Below are 18,046 nucleotides of genomic sequence, written 5' to 3'. Positions count from 1 at the left end.
CTTTTCGGTTGTTTAAGCCCGCTGGCTCAGGAGCCCATCTTCTTTTCGAGATTTTCGACGATTGCTTCGAAGAAGCCCTCGGTGGTCAGCCAGTTCTGATCGGGACCGATCAGCAGCGCCAGATCCTTGGTCATCTTGCCGCTTTCGACGGTTTCGATGCACACACGCTCAAGGTCTTCGGCAAACTTCGTCACCTCGGGCGTGCCGTCGAGCTTGCCGCGATGCTTGAGCCCGCCGGTCCAGGCAAAGATCGACGCGATCGGGTTCGTCGAGGTCGCCTTGCCCTGCTGGTGCATGCGGTAATGGCGGGTGACGGTGCCGTGCGCGGCTTCGGATTCCACGGTCTGGCCGTCGGGCGTCATCAGCACGCTGGTCATCAGGCCGAGCGAGCCGAAGCCCTGTGCCACCGTGTCCGACTGGACGTCGCCGTCGTAATTCTTGCAGGCCCAGACGAACTTGCCCGACCATTTGAGGGCCGAGGCGACCATGTCGTCGATCAGGCGATGCTCGTAAATGATGCCGGCTGCTTCGAATTTGGCCTTGAATTCGTTCTGATAGACTTCCTCGAACAGATCCTTGAAGCGGCCGTCATAGGCCTTCAGGATCGTGTTCTTGGTCGACAGATAGACGGGCCAGCCGCGCGCGAGGCCATAGTTCATGCTGGCGCGCGCGAAATCGCGGATCGAATCGTCGAGATTGTACATCGCCATTGCGACGCCCGACGAGGGGAACTGGAACACTTCCTCGTCGATGATCGTGCCGTCCTCGCCTTCGAACACCAGGCGCAGCTTGCCGGGACCGGGGACGCGGTAATCGGTGGCGCGATACTGGTCGCCGAAGGCGTGACGGCCGACGACGATCGGGTCGGTCCAGCCGGGGACAAGCCGCGGGACATTCTTGATGACGATCGGTTCGCGGAACACGACGCCACCCAGGATGTTGCGGATCGTGCCGTTGGGCGACTTCCACATCTTCTTGAGGCCGAATTCCTCGACGCGCGCTTCGTCGGGGGTGATCGTCGCGCACTTCACGCCGACGCCATATTTCTTGATCGCATTGGCGGCTTCGACGGTGATCTTGTCGTCGGTGCGGTCGCGCTCCTCGATGCCGAGGTCGTAATAATGCAGGTCGACGTCGAGATAGGGCAGGATCAGCCGTTCGCGAATCCACTGCCAGATGATCCGCGTCATTTCGTCGCCGTCGAGTTCGACGACCGGGTTGACTACCTTGATCTTGCCCATGCTGCTGCCTTTTCCTTGGGGAGTCGAATTGCAGGGGGCCTTAGGCAAAGCCGGGGCAATGTTCAACCGCCGTGGTGCCGTCCCGCGAGCGGGCGGGGCGGGATAAGCGATTGTCAGTGCTCGATGCGCGCCCTAGAACAATCGGCATGTCCACCACCATCTCTTCCAACCGCCCCGGCGGCGGCATCAAGTGGCGCTGGCCGTCGATTCACCCCGAGGGCCGCAAATTCCTGTTGATCGCGGCGATCGTCACCGTCTGTTTCTGGCTGCTCGGCTGGGAAATCGCCGGCTGGCTGATGGCCGGAATCACCGCGTGGGTCGGCGCCTTTTTCCGTGACCCGGTGCGCGTGACGCCGACCAGTGCCGACCTGGTCATCGCGCCTGCCGACGGGCTCGTCACCCAGATTGCCGAAGTCCCGCCCCCGCCCGAAATCGCTGGGGCCGACGGGCTGGGCGATGCGCCGATGCTGCGCGTATCGATCTTCATGAGCGTGTTCGACGTCCATATCAATCGTACCCCGGTTGCCGGGACGCTGCGCAAGCTCGTTTATATCCCCGGCAAGTTCGTGAACGCCGATCTCGACAAGGCGAGCGAGGAAAACGAGCGCCAGCATTTCGTCGTCGAACGCGCTGACGGGGTGCGCATCGGCTTCACCCAGATTGCGGGGCTGGTGGCGCGGCGCATCATGCCCTTCGTGAGCATGGGAACCGAGCTTGCGACGGGCCAACGCGTCGGCCTGATCCGCTTCGGCAGCCGTGTCGATGTCTATCTGCCGCAAGGCACCGCGCCGCAGGTGTTGCTGGGGCAGCGCACGCTGGCCGGCGAAACGATTGTTGCCCGGCTCGGCAAGGGCGACACGATCGACGGCATCGGGCAATAATGGCGGGCGATCGCGATCCCCGGACGGGTGTCGACCCGCGCCGTATCGGCGGCATCCCGCTGCGTGCCTTTGCGCCCAACGCGATTACCGCGCTCGCCCTGTGCTTCGGCCTGACGGGCGTGCGTTTCGCGATCGGCGAGGAATGGGAAAAGGCGCTGGCGGCGGTGATCTTCGCCGGGGTGCTCGACGGGATGGACGGGCGCATCGCGCGCCTGCTGCGCGCGCAGAGCAAATTCGGCGCCGAACTCGATTCCCTCTCTGATGTCATTGCCTTCGGCGTTGCGCCGGCGATGATCCTGTTTCTGTGGTCGCTGGACGACGCGCCCAAGTTCGGCTGGACTGCGGCGCTGGCGCTCGCGGTCGGCTGCGCGCTGCGGCTGGCGCGGTTCAATTCGCGGATGGACGCCGATGTCCAGCCGCACAAGTCGGCGGGCTTCAACACCGGCATTCCGGCGCCTGCGGGGGCTGGCCTTGCCTTTGTTCCCGTCTATCTCTGGCTTTCGACCGGCAACGACATGTTCCGCGAATGGTATGTCGTCATGCCGTGGGCGCTTGGCGTCGCGATGCTGATGATCTCGGCAATCCCGACATACAGCTGGTCGTCGATCCGCCTGCGCCGGTCGTGGCGGCTGTTCGCGCTGGCGGGGGTGGGGCTGCTCGGCGCAGCGCTCGTCACCGCGCCGTGGCCGACCTTGCTTGCGATCTGCGTCTTCTATGTCGCTCTGCTGCCCTTCGGACTTGCGAGCTACGCGAAAGTCAGGCGGCGCGGCTGATCAGCGGCTGAACGCGAACAGGGGTGCGAACGCCGCGCGGCATGTCGCGGCGGCGCAGCGGCACGACGGTCGCGGCCGGGCCGGTCTGCGGGGACGAGCCGTGCGGGAAGGCGCCTTCGCCGGCAAGCGCCGACAAGATCGCATCGCCATTGGTGCGCAGCATGGCGAGAATCACCAGCACACCCAGTCCGGCGGCACTTGCGAAGAGAAGAGCGGCGGCGACCTGAACCATTTTCTTGTCCTTTCGGCTTCCCTGTGCGAAACCTTCGCCCGGAGCTACGGTTTTGCTGACCTTTTCGTTCCATGTTCTCTATTTGTTCTCAATGCTAATGCGGCGAAGCGTTATGTTTTGTCGATGAGTTGAGTCGGGCGCGGTGCAAGGCGCGCCGAGCCAATAGGGGGGCTAATCGACGCTTGGGCCTTGCTTTTCGCGGGCAAGCCGTCTAACGGCCCGCCCATTCCACATGGAAGGCGCACATACCGGTGCCGGGATGATTCTCTAGCGGATCGCTCGGTTCTTGCCTTTCAGAGGACTAACCGGAAGGAGAAAGACTATGGCGGCTCCTGTCGTCACGATGCAGAATCTTATCGAAGCTGGCGCCCACTTCGGCCACCAGACCCACCGTTGGAACCCGCGCATGAAGCCGTATATCTTCGGCGCGCGCAACGGCATCCACATCCTCGACCTTTCGCAGACCGTGCCGCTCTTCGCGCGTGCGCTCGACTTCATCTCGTCGACCTCGGCCGCCGGCGGCAAGGTGCTGTTCGTCGGTACCAAGCGCCAGGCGCAGGGCCCGATCGCCGATGCGGCCCGCGCTTCGGGTCAGCACTTCGTCAACCACCGCTGGTTGGGCGGCATGCTCACCAACTGGAAGACGATCTCTAACTCGATCAAGCGCCTCAAGTCGCTCGAAGAACAGCTTTCGGGCGACACCTCGGGTCTGACCAAGAAGGAAGTGCTCAACAAGACCCGCGAACGCGACAAGCTCGAGCTCAGCCTCGGCGGCATCCGCGACATGGGTGGCATTCCCGACGTGATGTTCGTGATCGACGCGAACAAGGAAGAGCTGGCGATCAAGGAAGCCAACGTCCTTGGGATCCCGGTCGTCGCGATCCTCGATTCGAACGTCTCGCCCGATGGCATCGCTTTCCCCGTTCCGGCGAACGACGATGCGGCGCGCGCGATCCGTCTTTACTGCGAAGCGGTTGCCCAGGCGGCGACCCGCGGCGGCCAGCAGGCCCGCGCCGATCGCGGCGAAGATCTGGGTGCGGCGGTCGAACCCGTTGCCGAGCCCGTGCTGACCGAGGACGAACAGGTCCCGGCCGAAGCGGCTGCCGAAACCGAGCGCCAGGCCGACGCCTGAGCCCGTGCGGCATGACGGGGCGGCGCGCCGACCGGCGGTCGCCCCTGTCATCCCTTTGACTTATCGCCCCGCCATGCGCGCGGGCGTCCCGCGGGTCCAATTGCGCCCGCCCTTTTGAAAGGAACATCCGATGGCTGAAATTACGGCCGCTCTCGTCAAGGAACTGCGCGACCGCACCGGCGCAGGCATGATGGACTGCAAGAAGGCGCTTGCCGAAAACAACGGCGACATCGAAGCGTCGATCGACTGGCTGCGCACCAAGGGCCTCGCCGCCGCGGCCAAGAAGGCCGGCCGCGTCGCTGCCGAAGGTCTGGTCGGCGTTGCCGCGGACGGCACCAAGGGCGCCGTCGTCGAAGTCAACAGCGAAACCGATTTCGTTGCCAAGAACGAACAGTTCCAGGCGTTCGTTCGCGACGTGACGCAGGTTGCGCTCGCCGAAGGCATCACCGACATCGAAACGCTCGCCGCTGCCGGCTACCCGACGGGCGGCACGGTCGCCGAACAGCTCACCAACAATATCGCCACGATCGGCGAGAATCAGTCGCTGCGCCGCGCCGAGATCCTGTCGGTGAACTCGGGCGTCGTGACCGGATATGTCCACAACGCCGCGGCGCCGGGCATGGGCAAGATCGGCGTGCTCGTCGCGCTCGAATCGACCGCTGGCGCCGATGTTCTCGAACCGCTGGCCAAGCAGCTTGCGATGCATGTCGCCGCCGCCAACCCGCTGGCGCTGAACGGCGACGATCTCGACGCCGATCTCGTCGCGCGTGAACGGGCGATCGCGGAAGAAAAGGCGGCCCAGTCGGGCAAACCGGCCGAGATCGTCGCGAAGATGGTCGATGGTTCGATCGCCAAGTTCCGCAAGGAAAATGCGCTGCTGTCGCAGCTCTTCGTGATGGACGGCAAGACGCCGGTCGCCGAAGTCGTCGCCGCTGCGGGCAAGGACGTCGGCGCGACGATCACGCTGACCGGCTTCATCCGCTTCCAGCTCGGTGAAGGCATCGAGAAGGAAGAGAGCGACTTCGCCGCCGAAGTTGCCGCCGCCGCGGGCGTCTAAAAGCAGAACCGGATTGCTGCGCCTGGGGCGCCGCAGTCCGCTTGGCAATGGCGCGCACTCTCTCTAGGGTGCGCGCCATTCGCATATTACGAGTTTGCAAGAGGTTCCCCCCGACATGGCATTGCCCGGCATGAAACGCATCCTGCTCAAATTGTCGGGCGAGGCGCTGATGGGGCCGACGCCCTTCGGGATCGATCCCGAAACGGTCGCGAGCATGGCGGCCGAGGTCAAGGAAGCGAAGGATCGCGGCCTCGAACTCTGCCTCGTCATTGGCGGCGGCAATATCTTTCGCGGCATGGCGGGGGCGGCGAAGGGCATGGACCGCGCGCAGGCCGACTATATGGGCATGCTGGCGACGGTGATGAACGCGCTTGCCATGCAGAATGCGCTCGAGCAGCTCGGCGTCCAGACCCGCGTCCAGTCGGCGATCGAGATGGACAAGGTGTGCGAACCGGTGATCCGCCGCCGCGCCGAACGCCACCTCGAAAAGGGCCGCGTCGTCATCTTTGCCGCGGGCGTCGGTGCACCCTATTTCACGACCGACAGCGGCGCGGCGCTGCGCGCGGCGGAAATGAAATGCGATGCGCTGCTGAAAGGCACCAGCGTCGATGGCGTCTATAACGCCGATCCGAAACAGGATCCGAGCGCGGTGCGCTACGACAGCCTGAGTTATGACCGTGTCCTCGCCGACAATCTGAAGGTGATGGACGCGAGCGCGGTGGCCTTGTGCCGCGACAATAATATTCCGATCGTCGTGTTCAACATTCGCGAAGCCGGAAATCTGGCGCGGGTGCTGGCCGGCGAGGGCGTCGCCACCGTGGTCGGCGGCGCGGCCTGAAACGATCAAGAGAGGAAAGACAGATGGCGAAATATGACAAGGCCGACCTGGAACGCCGCATGCACGGCGCGGTCGAATCGCTGAAGCACGACCTTGCGGGGCTGCGCACCGGTCGCGCCAATTCGGCGCTGCTCGATCCGGTGACGGTCGAGGTCTACGGCAGCCATATGCCGCTCAACCAGGTCGCCTCGGTCAGCGCGCCCGAACCGCGGATGCTGGCGGTGCAGGTGTGGGACAAGTCGAACGTCGGCCCGGTGGACAAGGCGATCCGCTCGGCCGGGCTCGGCCTCAACCCGATCGTCGATGGTCAGCTTCTCCGCCTGCCGATCCCCGAAATGACGCAGGAACGCCGCAAGGAATTGTCGAAGCTTGCCGGGCAATATGCCGAAAAGGCGCGCGTCGCCGCCCGCAATGTCCGCCGCGACGGCATGGACAATCTGAAGCAGGACGAGGCGAAGAAGGAAATCAGCGAGGACGAGCGCAAGCGCGCCGAAACCGAAGTGCAGAAGCTGACCGACGCGACGATCGCCGAAATCGATGCGGCGGCGGCGGCGAAGGAAAAGGAAATTCTGGGCTAGTGCTCCTCCGCGCTGCCCTCTCGGCCGTTTGGGCTGAGCCTGTCGAAGCCCCGTCCTTTTCTTGCCCAGGAAAGAACGGCCCGTCGACAAGCTCAGGGCGAACGGAGTCTTAGGCTTTTCCGGTGTCCGAAACGCATCACGATGCCCGCCATGTCGCCATCATCATGGATGGCAACGGCCGCTGGGCCAAGAAGCGCCACCTGCCGCGCATCGCCGGTCATCGCGCGGGGGTTGAGGCGGTGCGTACGATTGTGCGCGCGGCCGGCGACCTGGGGATCGAAGCGCTGACCCTCTACGCCTTTTCGTCCGAAAACTGGAAGCGGCCGGAGGACGAGGTCAGCGATCTGATGGGCCTGCTCAAGCGCTTCATCGTCAGCGATATCGACGAATTTGCCGCCAATGACGTGCGGCTCAAGATCATCGGCGATTGGCGCGCGCTCGCGCCCGATGTCGTCGCACTGATCGAGGATGCGATCGCGCGCACCGCGCATAACCGGCGCACCACGCTGGCGGTCGCGCTCAATTATGGCGCGCAGGACGAACTGGTGCGGGCAGCGAAGGCCGCCGCGGCGGAAGGCGAGATCAGCGCCGAGACGATCGCGGCGCATCTCGACACCGCCGACATGCCGCCGCTCGACCTGTTGATCCGCACGTCGGGCGAAGTGCGGCTGTCGAATTTCCTGCTGTGGCAGGCGGCTTATGCCGAGCTCTATTTCACCGATCGGCTATGGCCCGATTTCAAACCCGCCGACCTCAAGGCGGCGCTCGATCATTTTGCGGCGCGCGAGCGCCGTTTCGGAGGATTATAAGGCATGGCGGACGCAGCGAAGTCGGATCTGTGGGTGCGCATCGGGTCGGCGATCATCCTGTTCGCGATCGCCGGCACCGCGCTGTGGTTCGGCGGCATCGCCTTCGGCCTGCTGCTGCTCGTCGGCGGCGCGCTGCTGCTGGTCGAATGGTTCCAGCTCGTCCGCGCGATGGGGCTCGGCAGCGGCGGCAAGGCGGCCTTCTCGGCGCTCGGATTGCTGCTCGTCATCGGTGCGATCGGCGGGCTCTGGTATATCCGGCAGAATCTGGGAATGACGGCGGCGCTGTGGGTGTTCGGCATGGTCTGGGCGACCGACATCGGCGCCTATTTTGCCGGACGCGCCTTTGGCGGCGCGCGGCTCGCGCCGACGATCAGCCCTTCGAAAACCTGGTCAGGGCTCGTCGGCGGCATGATCGCGGCGCTGATTGCCAGCGCGACGATCGGTGACCGCGGCCAGATTATCGGTGTCCCGCTGTGGATCGGCCTGTTCATGGGCCTCCTCGCGCAGCTCGGCGACCTTGGCGAAAGCTGGATGAAACGCCGCGCCGGGGTCAAGGATTCGGGCAAGCTGATTCCGGGGCATGGCGGCATTTTCGACCGCGTCGACGGCCTGCTGCCGGTCGCGCTCATTCTCGGTGCGCTCGCCGTCGCGGGCCAGATCGCGGTCCGGGCGGCCGGCTGACATGCGCCGCCTCTCGGTCTTTGGCGCAACGGGTTCGGTCGGGCAATCGGCCCTCGACCTCGTACGCCGCGACCGCGACGCGTGGCAGATCGTCGTGCTCAGCGCCAACAGCGACGTTGCCGAACTGGCGCGTCTGGCGCGCGAGTTCACCCCCGAAGTCGCCGTGATCGGCGATCCCGCGCGTCATGACGAACTCAAGACGGCGCTGGCGGACACGCATATCGGCGTGGCGGCGGGCGCCGACGCATTGGTCGACGCTGCGCGGTTGCCGGCCGATCTCGTACTCGCCGCGATTGTCGGTACCGCCGGGCTCGCGCCTACGATGGCGGCGATCGAAGCCGGGTGCGACGTGGCGCTCGCGAACAAGGAATCGCTGGTGTCGGCGGGCGAGTTGATGATCGCGGCGGCGCAGCGGTCCGGCGCGACGATCCTGCCGGTCGATTCCGAACATAATGCGATTTTTCAGTGCCTGGCGGGCGGGCGCCTTGATCAGGTGCGACGCATCATTCTGACCGCGAGCGGCGGCCCGTTCCGCACCATGTCGGCCGAGGCGATGGCGCGCGTCACCCCGGCGCAGGCGGTCGCGCATCCCAATTGGTCGATGGGCGCCAAGATCAGCGTCGATTCGGCGACGATGATGAACAAGGGCCTCGAACTGATCGAGGCGCATCATCTCTTTCCCGTCGGCCTCGACCGGATCGAAATCCTCGTTCACCCGCAATCGGTGATCCACAGCCTCGTCGAATATGTCGATTGTTCGACGCTGGCGCAGCTTGGATCGCCCGATATGCGCATTCCGATCGCGAGCGCGCTCGCCTGGCCGCAGCGTATGGCGACGCCGTGCGCGCCGCTCGATCTTGCCGCCATCGCGCGGCTCGATTTCGAAGCGCCCGACGAAGCACGCTTCCCGGCAACGGCGCTCTGCCGCGCCGCGATCGCCGAGGGCGGCGCGCGGCCCGCGCAGCTCAACGCCGCCAACGAGGTGGCGGTCGCCGCTTTCCTTGCAGGGCGGATATCCTTTCCGGCAATCATCGACACGGTAAAGCGCGTCCTCGATGCCGATGCGCCCGCCGTGCCGGGCGCGCTTCAGGACATATTCAGCGTCGACGCGACATCCCGCGCGGTCGCGCAGCATTTTGTGGACCAACTCGAACATGCTTGAGTCGCCCGGTTTCCTGTTCACCATTCTTGCGTTTCTGGTCGTGCTCGGCCCGCTCGTGTTCGTGCACGAATATGGCCATTACATCGTCGGCCGCTGGTGCGGCGTGAAAGCCGACACCTTTTCGATCGGTTTCGGGCGCAAGATCCTCGGCTGGACCGACAAGCGCGGCACAGAATGGAAGATCGGCTGGCTGCCGCTCGGCGGCTATGTCCAGTTCGCGGGCGACCGTGATGCGGTGAGCCAGCTCGACGCCAACTGGCAAAACATGCCCGCCGAAGAACGCTCGCACAGCTTTCCCGCGCAGCCGGTCTGGAAACGCGCTCTCATCGTGCTCGCGGGGCCGGTGACCAACTTCCTGTTCGCCATCGCGATCTTTGCCGCCTTCAACATGGCCTATGGCGTCCCGACGACGCCCCCCGTCGTCGGCGCGGTGGAGCCGGGCAGCGCGGCCGAAGCCGCCGATCTGCGGGTCGGCGACCGGATCGTGGCGATCAACGGCGGCGCGATCGAGAAATTCGACGACATTCCGATGGCGGTGGCCTTCGACCTTGGCAAACCCGCCGAGCTTGCGATCCAGCGCGGCGGCGAACGCATCGATGTGCTGCTGCGGCCGCGCGTCATCACCGAAACCGATCGCTTCGGCAACAAGGGCGAACGCGCGGTGATCGGCATCCGGTCGGGCGAGATTGCCTTGGAACCTGTCAATCCGCTCGCGGCCGTTCAGGCTGGCGCGTCCCAGACCTGGGGTATCGTGCGGTTGACCGGGGATATATTGGGGCAATTCCTCACCGGGCAGCGGTCGGTCAAGGAAATGGGCGGCCCGCTCAAGATCGCGAAACAATCGGGCGAGATGGCGACGCTGGGGCTTTCCAGCCTGATCTTCTTCGTCGCTTTCGTTTCCATCAATCTGGGGTTCATAAATCTGTTGCCATTGCCCATGCTCGATGGTGGCCATCTGCTTTTCTACGGCTATGAAGCAATTCGGCGGCGGCCGGCACCGCCGCAGGCGCAGGAGTGGGCGTTCAGATTCGGTTTTGCGGTGATCGTGACGTTGATGCTGGTCGTGACTTTCAACGATTTGGGCTCAATTGGCGTTTGGGACAGGATCGCCCGCTTGATTGGATAGCCAGACTAAGGCAGGGAGAGCGCGCACTTGGGCCGGAGCGGGGCCTGGGCGCAGGGATACGGATTTTTGCGGGATGAACGGTGTGGCTTCACAGAAATTTTCGGCACGGACGCGACTGACCGCGGTGCTTATGACCGGGTCGATGCTGGCGTGGCCGGTTGCGGCGCTGGCGCAAGTCACCCCGCCGCCCGTGACATCGACGCTGCCCGTTCCGCCGACCGAGGCGGCGCCGACCGCGGCGACGATCAAGACGATCACCGTCGTTGGCAACCAGCGGCTCGAGGCGCAGACGATCCTCTCCTATCTGCGCCTGCGCGTGGGGCAGCCCTATGACCGTTCGGTGCTCGACCAGGCGCTCAAGGATCTGGCGTCGACCGAATTGTTCAAGGATTATCAGATCAGCGACGACAATGGCGCGCTGACGATCCAGGTGACGGAAAACCCCGTCATCAACCGCGTCATTCTCGAAGGCAACAAGCGGCTGAAGGAAGACAAGATCCGGCCCGAGATCAAGCTTGCGCCGCGGCAGATTTTCACCCGCTCGAAGGTCCGCGCCGATGTCGCGCGCATCATCGAACTCTACAAGCGGCAGGGCCGCTTCGCCGCGACCGTCGATCCCAAGATGGTCCAGCTCGACCAGAACCGCGTCGATGTGGTGTTCGAGATCGACGAAGGGCCGAAGTCGAAGGTCCGCCAGATCAACATCATCGGCAACGAACAGTTCAGCGACGGCGAACTGCGCGGCGAAATGGCGACGAAGCAGGCCAGCCTCGGCAATCTCCTGTCGTCGAACACGACCTACGATCCCGATCGTCTGGCCTATGACCAGCAGAAGCTGCGCCTCTTCTATCTCCAGCACGGCTATGCCGACTTCCGCGTGATTTCGGCGGTGGCGGAGCTGACCAGCAACAAGCAGGACTTCATCATCACCTATGTGGTGGAAGAAGGCGAGCGCTACAAATTCGGCGACATCGACGTGAAGAGCCAGCTGCGCGACTTCAAGCCGGAGACGCTGAAGCGCCTGCTGCCGATGAAGACGGGCGACTGGTACGACGCCAAGCTTGTGGAAGATACGGTGGAAAGCCTGAGCGAAACCGCCGGCCTCTTCGGCTATGCCTTCGCCGACATCAATCCCGAATTCCGCCGCGATCCCGAAACGCGGACGATGGCGATCACTTTCGACGTCGGCGAAAGTCCGCGCACCTATGTCGAGCGTATCGACGTCAACGGCAACACGCTGACGCATGACAAGGTGGTGCGCCGCGAGTTTCGCCTCAACGAAGGCGACGCCTTCAACAGCTTCGGCGTCAAGCGCACCGAGAACCGCCTGAACAGCCTTGGCTATTTCCAGGACAAGCTGGAGATCGAGCGCAAGGAAGGCTCGACTCCAGATCGCATCATCCTCGAAACGAATGTTGAGGAAAAGCCAACGGGCGAATTGTCGCTTTCCGCTGGTTTCTCGTCGATCGAGAATTTTCTGCTCCAGGCGTCGATCCGCCAGCGCAACTTCCGCGGTCTCGGCCAGCAGCTTCAGGCATCGGTCAATTATTCGAGCTATTCGAAGTCGGTAGAACTTGGTTTCACCGAGCCTTATTTGTTCGACCGCAACATCTCGCTTGGCGGCAGCATCTATCGCCGCGACCTCAACTCGTTCAACTTCATCAACAACAACCGCCAGACGACCTTCCAGCAGATTACGACGGGCTTCCAGGTCAATATGGGTGTTCCGCTTACCGAATTCATGTCGGTGTTCGGCCGCTACAGCCTCAATCTCGACGATGTGACGCTCGACAAGAATCTCTATTATTTCGGGGGCAATTGCGACCCGCTGGTCGCCGGCCGCTATCTTTGCGACGCGATCGGCAAGCGCACGACGTCGCTCGTAGGATACACCATCGCCTATGACGATCGCGACAACCGCCTGCGCCCGACGCGCGGTCAGTCCTTCACGCTCGGACAGGATTTTGCCGGCCTCGGCGGCAGTGTTCGGTATGTCCGGACGACCGCGACGGCGAGCAAGCATTTCAACCTCGGCAGCAAGTTCATCCTGAACATCTCAGCCGAAGGCGGCTATATCTATCCCCTTGGCGATGCTCCGTCGCCGACCAGCGACAAGGTGCGTTTGACCGACCGCTTTTTCCTTGGCGAACCGCAACTGCGCGGCTTCGACATCCGCGGCGTCGGCCCCCGCGTCGTGCGCTACGGCAATGTCGATCTGACCGATCCCATGAACCCGATCCTCGACACGTCGGACAATGCCCGCGTCGACGACGCCCTGGGCGGACGCGCCTATTACAAGGGGCGGTTCGAGGTCGATATTCCGCTCGGCAGCGGCGCCAAGGAGCTCGGCCTTCGCCCGTCGGTATTCCTCGACTTCGGGTCGGTCTGGGGCGTTAAGCGCCCGACGCTGACAACGCTGGCCGATTTCAGAGACCCGGCCGATGGTATCACCAAATATCTTTGCCGTAATGCCTCGACCGGCGCGACGACATTTGCGAGTCAGACCGTCGTCACCGACACAACGACCGGTGTGGTGACGCCGACTGGGCAATATACCACTTGCGACGCCACCAACGGCTTCACGCCGCTGGCACCATTCGAGGAACGCTATCTGGGCGACAGCTGGAAACCGCGCGTCGCGATTGGCGCCGGCGTCAACTGGAACTCTCCGTTTGGTCCTTTCCGGATCGACTTCGCTTACGCCCTTCGCAAAGAAGAGGGTGACGATACGAAACGCTTCTCATTCAATGTAGGAACACAATTCTGATGAAGAAAATTATTGCCGCCTCGGCGCTCGCCATTGCCGCGCTTTCGGTTTCGCCGCTTCTGTCGGCTCCGGCCGTTGCACAGGCAAAATCGGTCGCGCTCGCCGACGTTCGCGTCGCGGCCTCGCGTTCGAACGCCTTCACCGTCGCATCGCAGCAGATCCAGACGACCTACAAGGCGCAGATCGACCAGCAGGAAACCCGCGGTCAGACGCTGCAGGCCGAACTGAACGTGCTGGTGGCCAAATATAATGAGGAAGCGAAGAAGACGCCGCAGAATCAGGCTGCGCTCCAGGCCGCTGCCAAGGCCGTGCAGGACAAGCGCCAGGCGGCTTCCGCCGAGCTTAACAAGATCGGCGAACCCGTCGACCTCGCGATCGCCTATGTCGAGGATCAGATCAGCGTTCGCATGAACGAGGCGATCCGCGCCGCGATGACCGCCAAGAAGGTCGACCTGCTGCTGCAGCCCGACGCCGTGCTGGCGCGTGACCCGAGCACCGACATCACCGATGCGGTCGTTACCGAACTTAACCGCATTCTGCCGAACGTGTCGATCACGCCGCCGGCGGGTTACAAGCCCGGCCAGCTCGTGCAGCAGAAGAACCAGCAGGCGATGGACCAGGCGCGCGCCGCCGCGGCTGCCCAGCCGGCCGCGTCGGGCGGCACGCCGCCGGTCACCCGCTAAGCGCGCATGACCGACAGTGACGACAAGACGATGGGTCCGGCGGATATCCGCCGGATCCTGAGTCTGCTTCCGCATCGTTACCCGATGCTGCTCGTCGACCGCGTCGAATCGATGGTCCGCGACACCAGCATCCATGCGGTGAAGGCGGTCACGATCAACGAGCCCTTTTTCCAGGGTCATTTTCCCGGCCGGCCGATCATGCCCGGTGTCCTCATTATCGAGGCACTGGCGCAGGCGGGCGGGGTGCTCGCGATCGAATCGCTGGGTCTCGCGGGGTCGGGCAAGCTTGTCTATTTCATGGGGATCGACGGGGTTAAGTTCCGCAAACCCGTGGAGCCGGGCCATCTGCTCGACCTGCACGTCACGATCCTGCAGGCCAAGCGGAACATCTGCAAGTTCGAAGGCCGGGCGATGCTGGGCGATCAACTGGCAACCGAATGCCAGTTCACCGCGATGATCGCCGACCCGCCCAGCGATTGAATGATACGCGCCCGCCCGGCAATACGGCGGGTTGCAATTCCTTCCGTTCGTCGTTAGGGGCAGCCGCTTCGCGGCCCCCTGCGGGGATCGTACCGACTCACGCCGCTGGTCGGAAACCAGCGGCACAGGAGCTTAAGACATGAAAAAAGACATCCATCCCGCTTATCACATGATCACGGTCAAGATGACCGACGGCACCGAATATCAGACGCGCTCGACCTGGGGCAGCGAAGGTGACGTGATGACGCTCGAAATCGACCCGACTGCGCACCCGGCGTGGACCGGCGGCAACCAGCGCCTGCTCGATCAGGGCGGTCAGGTCGCCAAGTTCAACAAGCGCTTCGGCGGTCTTACCCTCAAGCGTTGATCGACGTTGCCCCCGCCTTCGCGGGAGCGACGATCACGTCAAAATTTTCGCGAGCGCGCTTTGCCAGCCGGCAAGGCGCGTTTTGCGTTGCGCGTCGTTCAACGCCGGGATGAAGCGTGTCGCACGCCCGCGCATCGTCCCCGCTGCGGTGGCGAGGTCGGGGTAGAGTCCTGCGCCGCAGGCCGCCAGCATCGCGGCGCCGAGGGCGGTGCTTTCGACAAATTCGGGCCGCTCGACGATCAAGGCGAGCATGTCGGCCAGATCCTGCGCCATCCAGTCGTTCGCCGCCATGCCGCCGTCGATCCGCAGATCGGCCCAATCGACGCCATCGGCCGCGAAGGCGGCTTTCAGATCATGCGCCTGATAGGCTTGTGCTTCCAGCGCGGCGCGGGCGACATGCGCCTTGCCACTCGCGAAACTCAGCCCCGATATTGCAGCGAGCGCATCGGGTCGCCAGTGCGGTGCACCCAGTCCTGCAAGCGCGGGGACCAGATAGACACCGCCATTATCCGGAACCGAGCGGGCCAGCGCCTCGCTCTCGCCTGCGTTCGCAAGCAGGCCGAGGCCGTCACGGAGCCACTTTATCAGGCTTCCCGCCACGAATACCGATCCTTCGAGCGCATAGCTGCGGCGCCCGTTTTCCTGAACCAATATTGTCGCGAGCAGCCGGTTGGCCGAATGCGGCCGTTCCGTGCCGCTCGCCGACAGGATGAAGGCGCCGGTGCCGAAGGTTGCCTTGGTCTGGCCCGAAGCCAGACAGGCCTGGCCGATCGTTGCCGCCTGTTGGTCGCCCGCCATCCCCGCAATCGGGATCGCGCCGCCGAACAGCTCCGGGTCGGTGGTGCCGACCGTGGCAGTGCAATCGACGATTTCGGGCAGCAGTCGCATGGGAACGCCGAACAGGTCGCACAGGCCGCCGTCCCAGCCCTCATCGCCGTCGATCGCCATCAACAGCGTGCGTGAGGCATTGGTCGCGTCGGTCACATGCGCGCCGCCGGTCAGGCGATAGACGAGATAGGATTCGATCGTCCCGACGGCAAGCCGATCGCCCGCCTCGGCCAACTGCGGCCAGTTGCGCAGCGCCCAGCCGATCTTGCTGCCGGAAAAATAGGGATCGAGCAGCAAACCGCTCTTGGCCTGTACCGCCGGTTCGTGACCGGCCTCCTTGAGCTTCGCGCAATCGGCGGCGGTCCGCCGATCCTGCCACACGATTGTGGGGGCGAGCGGCCGGCCGGTCGTCCGGTCCCAGAACACGATCGTTTCGCGTTGGTTGGTGATGCCGATCGCGGCAATATTGGCCGCGCCGCCCGCCTTGTCGATCATCGTGCGCGTGCACGCGAGGGTCGCCTGCCATATTTCCTCGGCATCATGTTCGACGAGGCCGGGGCCCGGATAATGCTGGCGAAACTCGCGCTGCGCGCTGCCGAGCGGCGTGCCGCTCGCGTCGAAAAGCATGGCGCGGGTCGATGTCGTGCCTTCGTCGATAACGATAATCTTTTCCGGCATGGCGCTCCGGCTCTCCCCTTTATTCGGTCTTGCAGGATCAAGATCAGCACGAACCGGCGAGGGGGGCAATCCCGGCCCGAGTAATCATCTTGCAATTTCGCGTAATATTCGCCATATGCTTGTGCAGCGCAGCATGGCGGACTTCACCGCCGCAACCACCGGCAGCGTGATTTTCCCGCCCGAGGCGCCGTAAAGGCCGCCAGCGCGGGACGAGCCGGCACCGCGCTTTGTCCCTTGAGGCACCCTTTCACGCGGGTCGTTTCGAACCCGCGGCCGTGCGCCGTCCGTTCGATGCGAACGGGCGCTGTGCGCGTCGCCCATTGAGAGTATGTTATGACGAGTTTCAACGACTTTGGCCTGCACGTCGACATCAATCGCGCGCTTGCCGCCAAGGATTATACAACCCCGACCCCGATCCAGACGCAGGCGATCCCGCCGCTGATGAAGGGCCGCGATCTATGCGGCATCGCGCAGACGGGTACCGGCAAGACGGCCGGTTTCTCGCTGCCGTCGATCCACCATCTGCTGACCTATCCGCATCGCGCCAATCCGCGCGGCTGCCGCATGCTGGTGCTGGCGCCGACGCGCGAGCTCGCGGCGCAGATTGCGCAAAGCTGCCGCGACTATGGTCGTTTCACCAAGCTGCGCGTTTCGACCGTGTTTGGCGGCGTGCCGATCAACAAGCAGATCCGTGACCTCGCGCAGGGCGTCGATATTCTCGTCGCCACCCCGGGCCGCCTGCTCGACCTGATCGATCAGCGTGCGCTGCGCATGGACGATGTCGAAATCTTCGTTCTCGATGAAGCCGACCAGATGATGGACATGGGCTTCATCCATTCGCTGCGCCGCGTTGCCAAGCTGCTGCCGTCGCGGCGCCAGAATCTCTTCTTCTCGGCGACGATGCCGAAGGAGATTGCGGGCCTTGCCGATCAGTTCCTGAACGATCCGGTCACCGTGTCGGTCGCGCCGCAGGCGACGACTGCCGAAAAGATTCGCCAGCGCGTGACCTTCGTCGAGCAGAAGGAAAAGCAGGCGCTGCTCCATCATGTGCTGCGTAGCGAGGACATCGACCGCGCCCTGATCTTTACGCGCACGAAGCACGGCGCCGACCGCGTCGTCCGCCATTTGAAGGGCGCGGGCATCGAAGCCTTTGCGATCCACGGTAACAAGAGCCAGGCGCAGCGCACGACCGCGCTGCAGGCGTTCCGTTCGGGTCAGGTCCGATTGCTCGTCGCGACCGACATTGCAGCGCGCGGCATCGACGTGTCGGGGGTGAGCCATGTGATCAATTTCGAGATCCCGAACGTCCCCGAACAATATGTTCACCGCATCGGCCGCACCGCGCGCGCCGGGGCGGAGGGTGTTGCGATCAGCTTTGTCGCGCCTGACGAGCGCCCCTATCTGCGCGATATCGAACGCGTGACGCGGACCAAGGCCGAGCCGGCGAAGCTGCCCGACAATTTCGGCGAGATGGTTCGCAATCTGCCCAAGCCGGCACAGCCGCCGCGCGACACCGGCAGCAAGGGTCGTGACCCGCAGCGCCAGCGCGACGATGCGCAGCGCCGCAAGGGGCATGGCGAGGGCGGTTCGCGCGACGGCGGCCATCGCGGCCCGCGCCGCGAGGCAGCGGCCGGCGACGGCGCACAGCCGCAGCGCAAGCGTCGCTTTCGTCCGCGCGGCGGGGTCGGGGCGCACAAGGGATCGGTGAAGCGGGTCGGTTGACGCCCGCCCCC

The 18,046-nt window shown here is 64.4% G+C and carries 19 protein-coding genes; 16 read left to right on the top strand and 3 right to left on the bottom strand.

Features of this window, described 5'->3' with window-relative positions; genetic code table 11:
* Positions 1–26: 26 nt before the first annotated feature.
* A complete protein-coding gene (locus MU856_RS11825) occupies positions 27–1,241 on the bottom strand; it encodes an NADP-dependent isocitrate dehydrogenase (RefSeq protein ID WP_062900589.1) in 1,215 nt (404 codons plus the stop codon).
* A 146-nt stretch (positions 1,242–1,387) separates the two neighbouring features.
* On the opposite strand from MU856_RS11825, the gene MU856_RS11820 reads away from it, so the two are divergent.
* Positions 1,388–2,122 carry a phosphatidylserine decarboxylase gene (locus MU856_RS11820; RefSeq protein ID WP_003040171.1) on the top strand — a complete coding sequence of 245 codons (735 nt, stop codon included), beginning with the start codon at positions 1,388–1,390 and terminating at the stop codon, positions 2,120–2,122.
* The gene (locus MU856_RS11815) at positions 2,122–2,895 is read left to right on the top strand and encodes a CDP-alcohol phosphatidyltransferase family protein (protein WP_062900588.1); all 774 of its coding nucleotides are present in this window, start codon (positions 2,122–2,124) and stop codon (positions 2,893–2,895) included. The genes MU856_RS11820 and MU856_RS11815 overlap by 1 nt, the downstream gene beginning before the upstream one ends.
* On the opposite strand, the gene MU856_RS11810 is transcribed toward MU856_RS11815, so the two are convergent.
* On the bottom strand, positions 2,879–3,127 hold the full coding sequence (locus MU856_RS11810) for a hypothetical protein (protein ID WP_058812614.1): 249 nt from the start codon (positions 3,125–3,127) through the stop codon (positions 2,879–2,881). The two genes, MU856_RS11815 and MU856_RS11810, sit on opposite strands and share 17 nt — an antisense overlap.
* Positions 3,128–3,449: 322 nt before the next feature.
* On the opposite strand from MU856_RS11810, the gene rpsB reads away from it, so the two are divergent.
* From rpsB to rpmE, 12 genes are all read left to right on the top strand, one after another.
* Entirely contained in the window at positions 3,450–4,259 is an 810-nt protein-coding gene (gene rpsB / locus MU856_RS11805) for a 30S ribosomal protein S2 (RefSeq protein ID WP_003040161.1), read from the top strand.
* A 130-nt stretch (positions 4,260–4,389) separates the two neighbouring features.
* Positions 4,390–5,316 carry a translation elongation factor Ts gene (gene tsf, locus MU856_RS11800; RefSeq protein WP_062900587.1) on the top strand — a complete coding sequence of 309 codons (927 nt, stop codon included), beginning with the start codon at positions 4,390–4,392 and terminating at the stop codon, positions 5,314–5,316.
* A gap of 115 nt (positions 5,317–5,431) precedes the next feature.
* Positions 5,432–6,154, top strand: coding sequence for a UMP kinase (pyrH, locus tag MU856_RS11795; protein WP_186402654.1), 723 nt, complete (start codon positions 5,432–5,434; stop codon positions 6,152–6,154).
* A 23-nt stretch (positions 6,155–6,177) separates the two neighbouring features.
* A complete protein-coding gene (frr, locus tag MU856_RS11790) occupies positions 6,178–6,732 on the top strand; it encodes a ribosome recycling factor (protein WP_003040152.1) in 555 nt (184 codons plus the stop codon).
* Positions 6,733–6,854: 122 nt separating this feature from the next.
* On the top strand, positions 6,855–7,541 hold the full coding sequence (uppS, locus tag MU856_RS11785; protein WP_082819790.1) for a polyprenyl diphosphate synthase: 687 nt from the start codon (positions 6,855–6,857) through the stop codon (positions 7,539–7,541).
* A gap of 3 nt (positions 7,542–7,544) precedes the next feature.
* Complete coding sequence (locus tag MU856_RS11780) at positions 7,545–8,222, top strand: phosphatidate cytidylyltransferase (protein ID WP_062900586.1); 678 nt, start codon at positions 7,545–7,547, stop codon at positions 8,220–8,222.
* Position 8,223: 1 nt separating this feature from the next.
* Positions 8,224–9,384: a 1-deoxy-D-xylulose-5-phosphate reductoisomerase gene (locus MU856_RS11775; protein ID WP_186402655.1), complete on the top strand. Its 1,161-nt coding sequence runs from the start codon at positions 8,224–8,226 to the stop codon at positions 9,382–9,384.
* The gene (gene rseP, locus MU856_RS11770) at positions 9,377–10,510 is read left to right on the top strand and encodes an RIP metalloprotease RseP (protein ID WP_263587660.1); all 1,134 of its coding nucleotides are present in this window, start codon (positions 9,377–9,379) and stop codon (positions 10,508–10,510) included. Before MU856_RS11775 ends, rseP begins: the two co-directional genes overlap by 8 nt.
* Positions 10,511–10,583: 73 nt before the next feature.
* On the top strand, positions 10,584–13,277 hold the full coding sequence (bamA, locus tag MU856_RS11765) for an outer membrane protein assembly factor BamA (RefSeq protein WP_062900583.1): 2,694 nt from the start codon (positions 10,584–10,586) through the stop codon (positions 13,275–13,277).
* Positions 13,277–13,960: an OmpH family outer membrane protein gene (locus tag MU856_RS11760; protein WP_062900582.1), complete on the top strand. Its 684-nt coding sequence runs from the start codon at positions 13,277–13,279 to the stop codon at positions 13,958–13,960. The genes bamA and MU856_RS11760 overlap by 1 nt, the downstream gene beginning before the upstream one ends.
* A 6-nt stretch (positions 13,961–13,966) precedes the next feature.
* Positions 13,967–14,440 (top strand): 3-hydroxyacyl-ACP dehydratase FabZ, encoded by a 474-nt coding sequence (gene fabZ / locus MU856_RS11755; RefSeq protein WP_186402657.1) that lies wholly within the window; start codon positions 13,967–13,969, stop codon positions 14,438–14,440.
* Positions 14,441–14,579: 139 nt separating this feature from the next.
* Positions 14,580–14,807, top strand: a complete 228-nt coding sequence (gene rpmE / locus MU856_RS11750; RefSeq protein WP_003040127.1) for a 50S ribosomal protein L31 — start codon at positions 14,580–14,582, stop codon at positions 14,805–14,807.
* A gap of 33 nt (positions 14,808–14,840) precedes the next feature.
* Here the strand turns inward: rpmE and MU856_RS11745 are convergent, their stop codons facing one another.
* A complete protein-coding gene (locus MU856_RS11745) occupies positions 14,841–16,313 on the bottom strand; it encodes a glycerol kinase (RefSeq protein ID WP_062900580.1) in 1,473 nt (490 codons plus the stop codon).
* Here MU856_RS11745 and MU856_RS11740 point away from each other — a divergent pair.
* Positions 16,312–16,506: a hypothetical protein gene (locus MU856_RS11740; RefSeq protein ID WP_263587659.1), complete on the top strand. Its 195-nt coding sequence runs from the start codon at positions 16,312–16,314 to the stop codon at positions 16,504–16,506. The two genes, MU856_RS11745 and MU856_RS11740, sit on opposite strands and share 2 nt — an antisense overlap.
* A gap of 140 nt (positions 16,507–16,646) precedes the next feature.
* Positions 16,647–18,035: a DEAD/DEAH box helicase gene (locus MU856_RS11735; RefSeq protein WP_263587658.1), complete on the top strand. Its 1,389-nt coding sequence runs from the start codon at positions 16,647–16,649 to the stop codon at positions 18,033–18,035.
* Positions 18,036–18,046: the final 11 nt, after the last annotated feature.

The sequence above is a fragment of the Sphingopyxis sp. GC21 genome, assembly GCF_025727575.1.
GTDB classification, from domain to species: domain Bacteria; phylum Pseudomonadota; class Alphaproteobacteria; order Sphingomonadales; family Sphingomonadaceae; genus Sphingopyxis; species Sphingopyxis terrae_A.
Note: the sequence above shows the minus strand (reverse complement) of the source record. Positions and strands in the feature narration are given on the sequence as shown.

Bases quoted from the DNA above. Each gene is read 5' to 3' on its own strand.
- MU856_RS11775 (WP_186402655.1), top strand. From the start codon at position 8,224: ATGCGCCGCCTCTCGGTCTTTGGCGCAACGGGTTCGGTCGGGCAATCG.
- rpmE (WP_003040127.1), top strand. From the start codon at position 14,580: ATGAAAAAAGACATCCATCCCGCTTATCACATGATCACGGTCAAGATG.
- bamA (WP_062900583.1), top strand. From the start codon at position 10,584: ATGAACGGTGTGGCTTCACAGAAATTTTCGGCACGGACGCGACTGACC.
- MU856_RS11740 (WP_263587659.1), top strand. From the start codon at position 16,312: ATGGCGCTCCGGCTCTCCCCTTTATTCGGTCTTGCAGGATCAAGATCA.
- MU856_RS11815 (WP_062900588.1), top strand. From the start codon at position 2,122: ATGGCGGGCGATCGCGATCCCCGGACGGGTGTCGACCCGCGCCGTATC.
- rseP (WP_263587660.1), top strand. From the start codon at position 9,377: ATGCTTGAGTCGCCCGGTTTCCTGTTCACCATTCTTGCGTTTCTGGTC.
- MU856_RS11825 (WP_062900589.1), bottom strand. From the start codon at position 1,241: ATGGGCAAGATCAAGGTAGTCAACCCGGTCGTCGAACTCGACGGCGAC.
- rpsB (WP_003040161.1), top strand. From the start codon at position 3,450: ATGGCGGCTCCTGTCGTCACGATGCAGAATCTTATCGAAGCTGGCGCC.
- frr (WP_003040152.1), top strand. From the start codon at position 6,178: ATGGCGAAATATGACAAGGCCGACCTGGAACGCCGCATGCACGGCGCG.
- MU856_RS11820 (WP_003040171.1), top strand. From the start codon at position 1,388: ATGTCCACCACCATCTCTTCCAACCGCCCCGGCGGCGGCATCAAGTGG.
- fabZ (WP_186402657.1), top strand. From the start codon at position 13,967: ATGACCGACAGTGACGACAAGACGATGGGTCCGGCGGATATCCGCCGG.
- MU856_RS11745 (WP_062900580.1), bottom strand. From the start codon at position 16,313: ATGCCGGAAAAGATTATCGTTATCGACGAAGGCACGACATCGACCCGC.
- pyrH (WP_186402654.1), top strand. From the start codon at position 5,432: ATGGCATTGCCCGGCATGAAACGCATCCTGCTCAAATTGTCGGGCGAG.
- MU856_RS11760 (WP_062900582.1), top strand. From the start codon at position 13,277: ATGAAGAAAATTATTGCCGCCTCGGCGCTCGCCATTGCCGCGCTTTCG.
- MU856_RS11810 (WP_058812614.1), bottom strand. From the start codon at position 3,127: ATGGTTCAGGTCGCCGCCGCTCTTCTCTTCGCAAGTGCCGCCGGACTG.
- MU856_RS11780 (WP_062900586.1), top strand. From the start codon at position 7,545: ATGGCGGACGCAGCGAAGTCGGATCTGTGGGTGCGCATCGGGTCGGCG.
- tsf (WP_062900587.1), top strand. From the start codon at position 4,390: ATGGCTGAAATTACGGCCGCTCTCGTCAAGGAACTGCGCGACCGCACC.
- MU856_RS11735 (WP_263587658.1), top strand. From the start codon at position 16,647: ATGACGAGTTTCAACGACTTTGGCCTGCACGTCGACATCAATCGCGCG.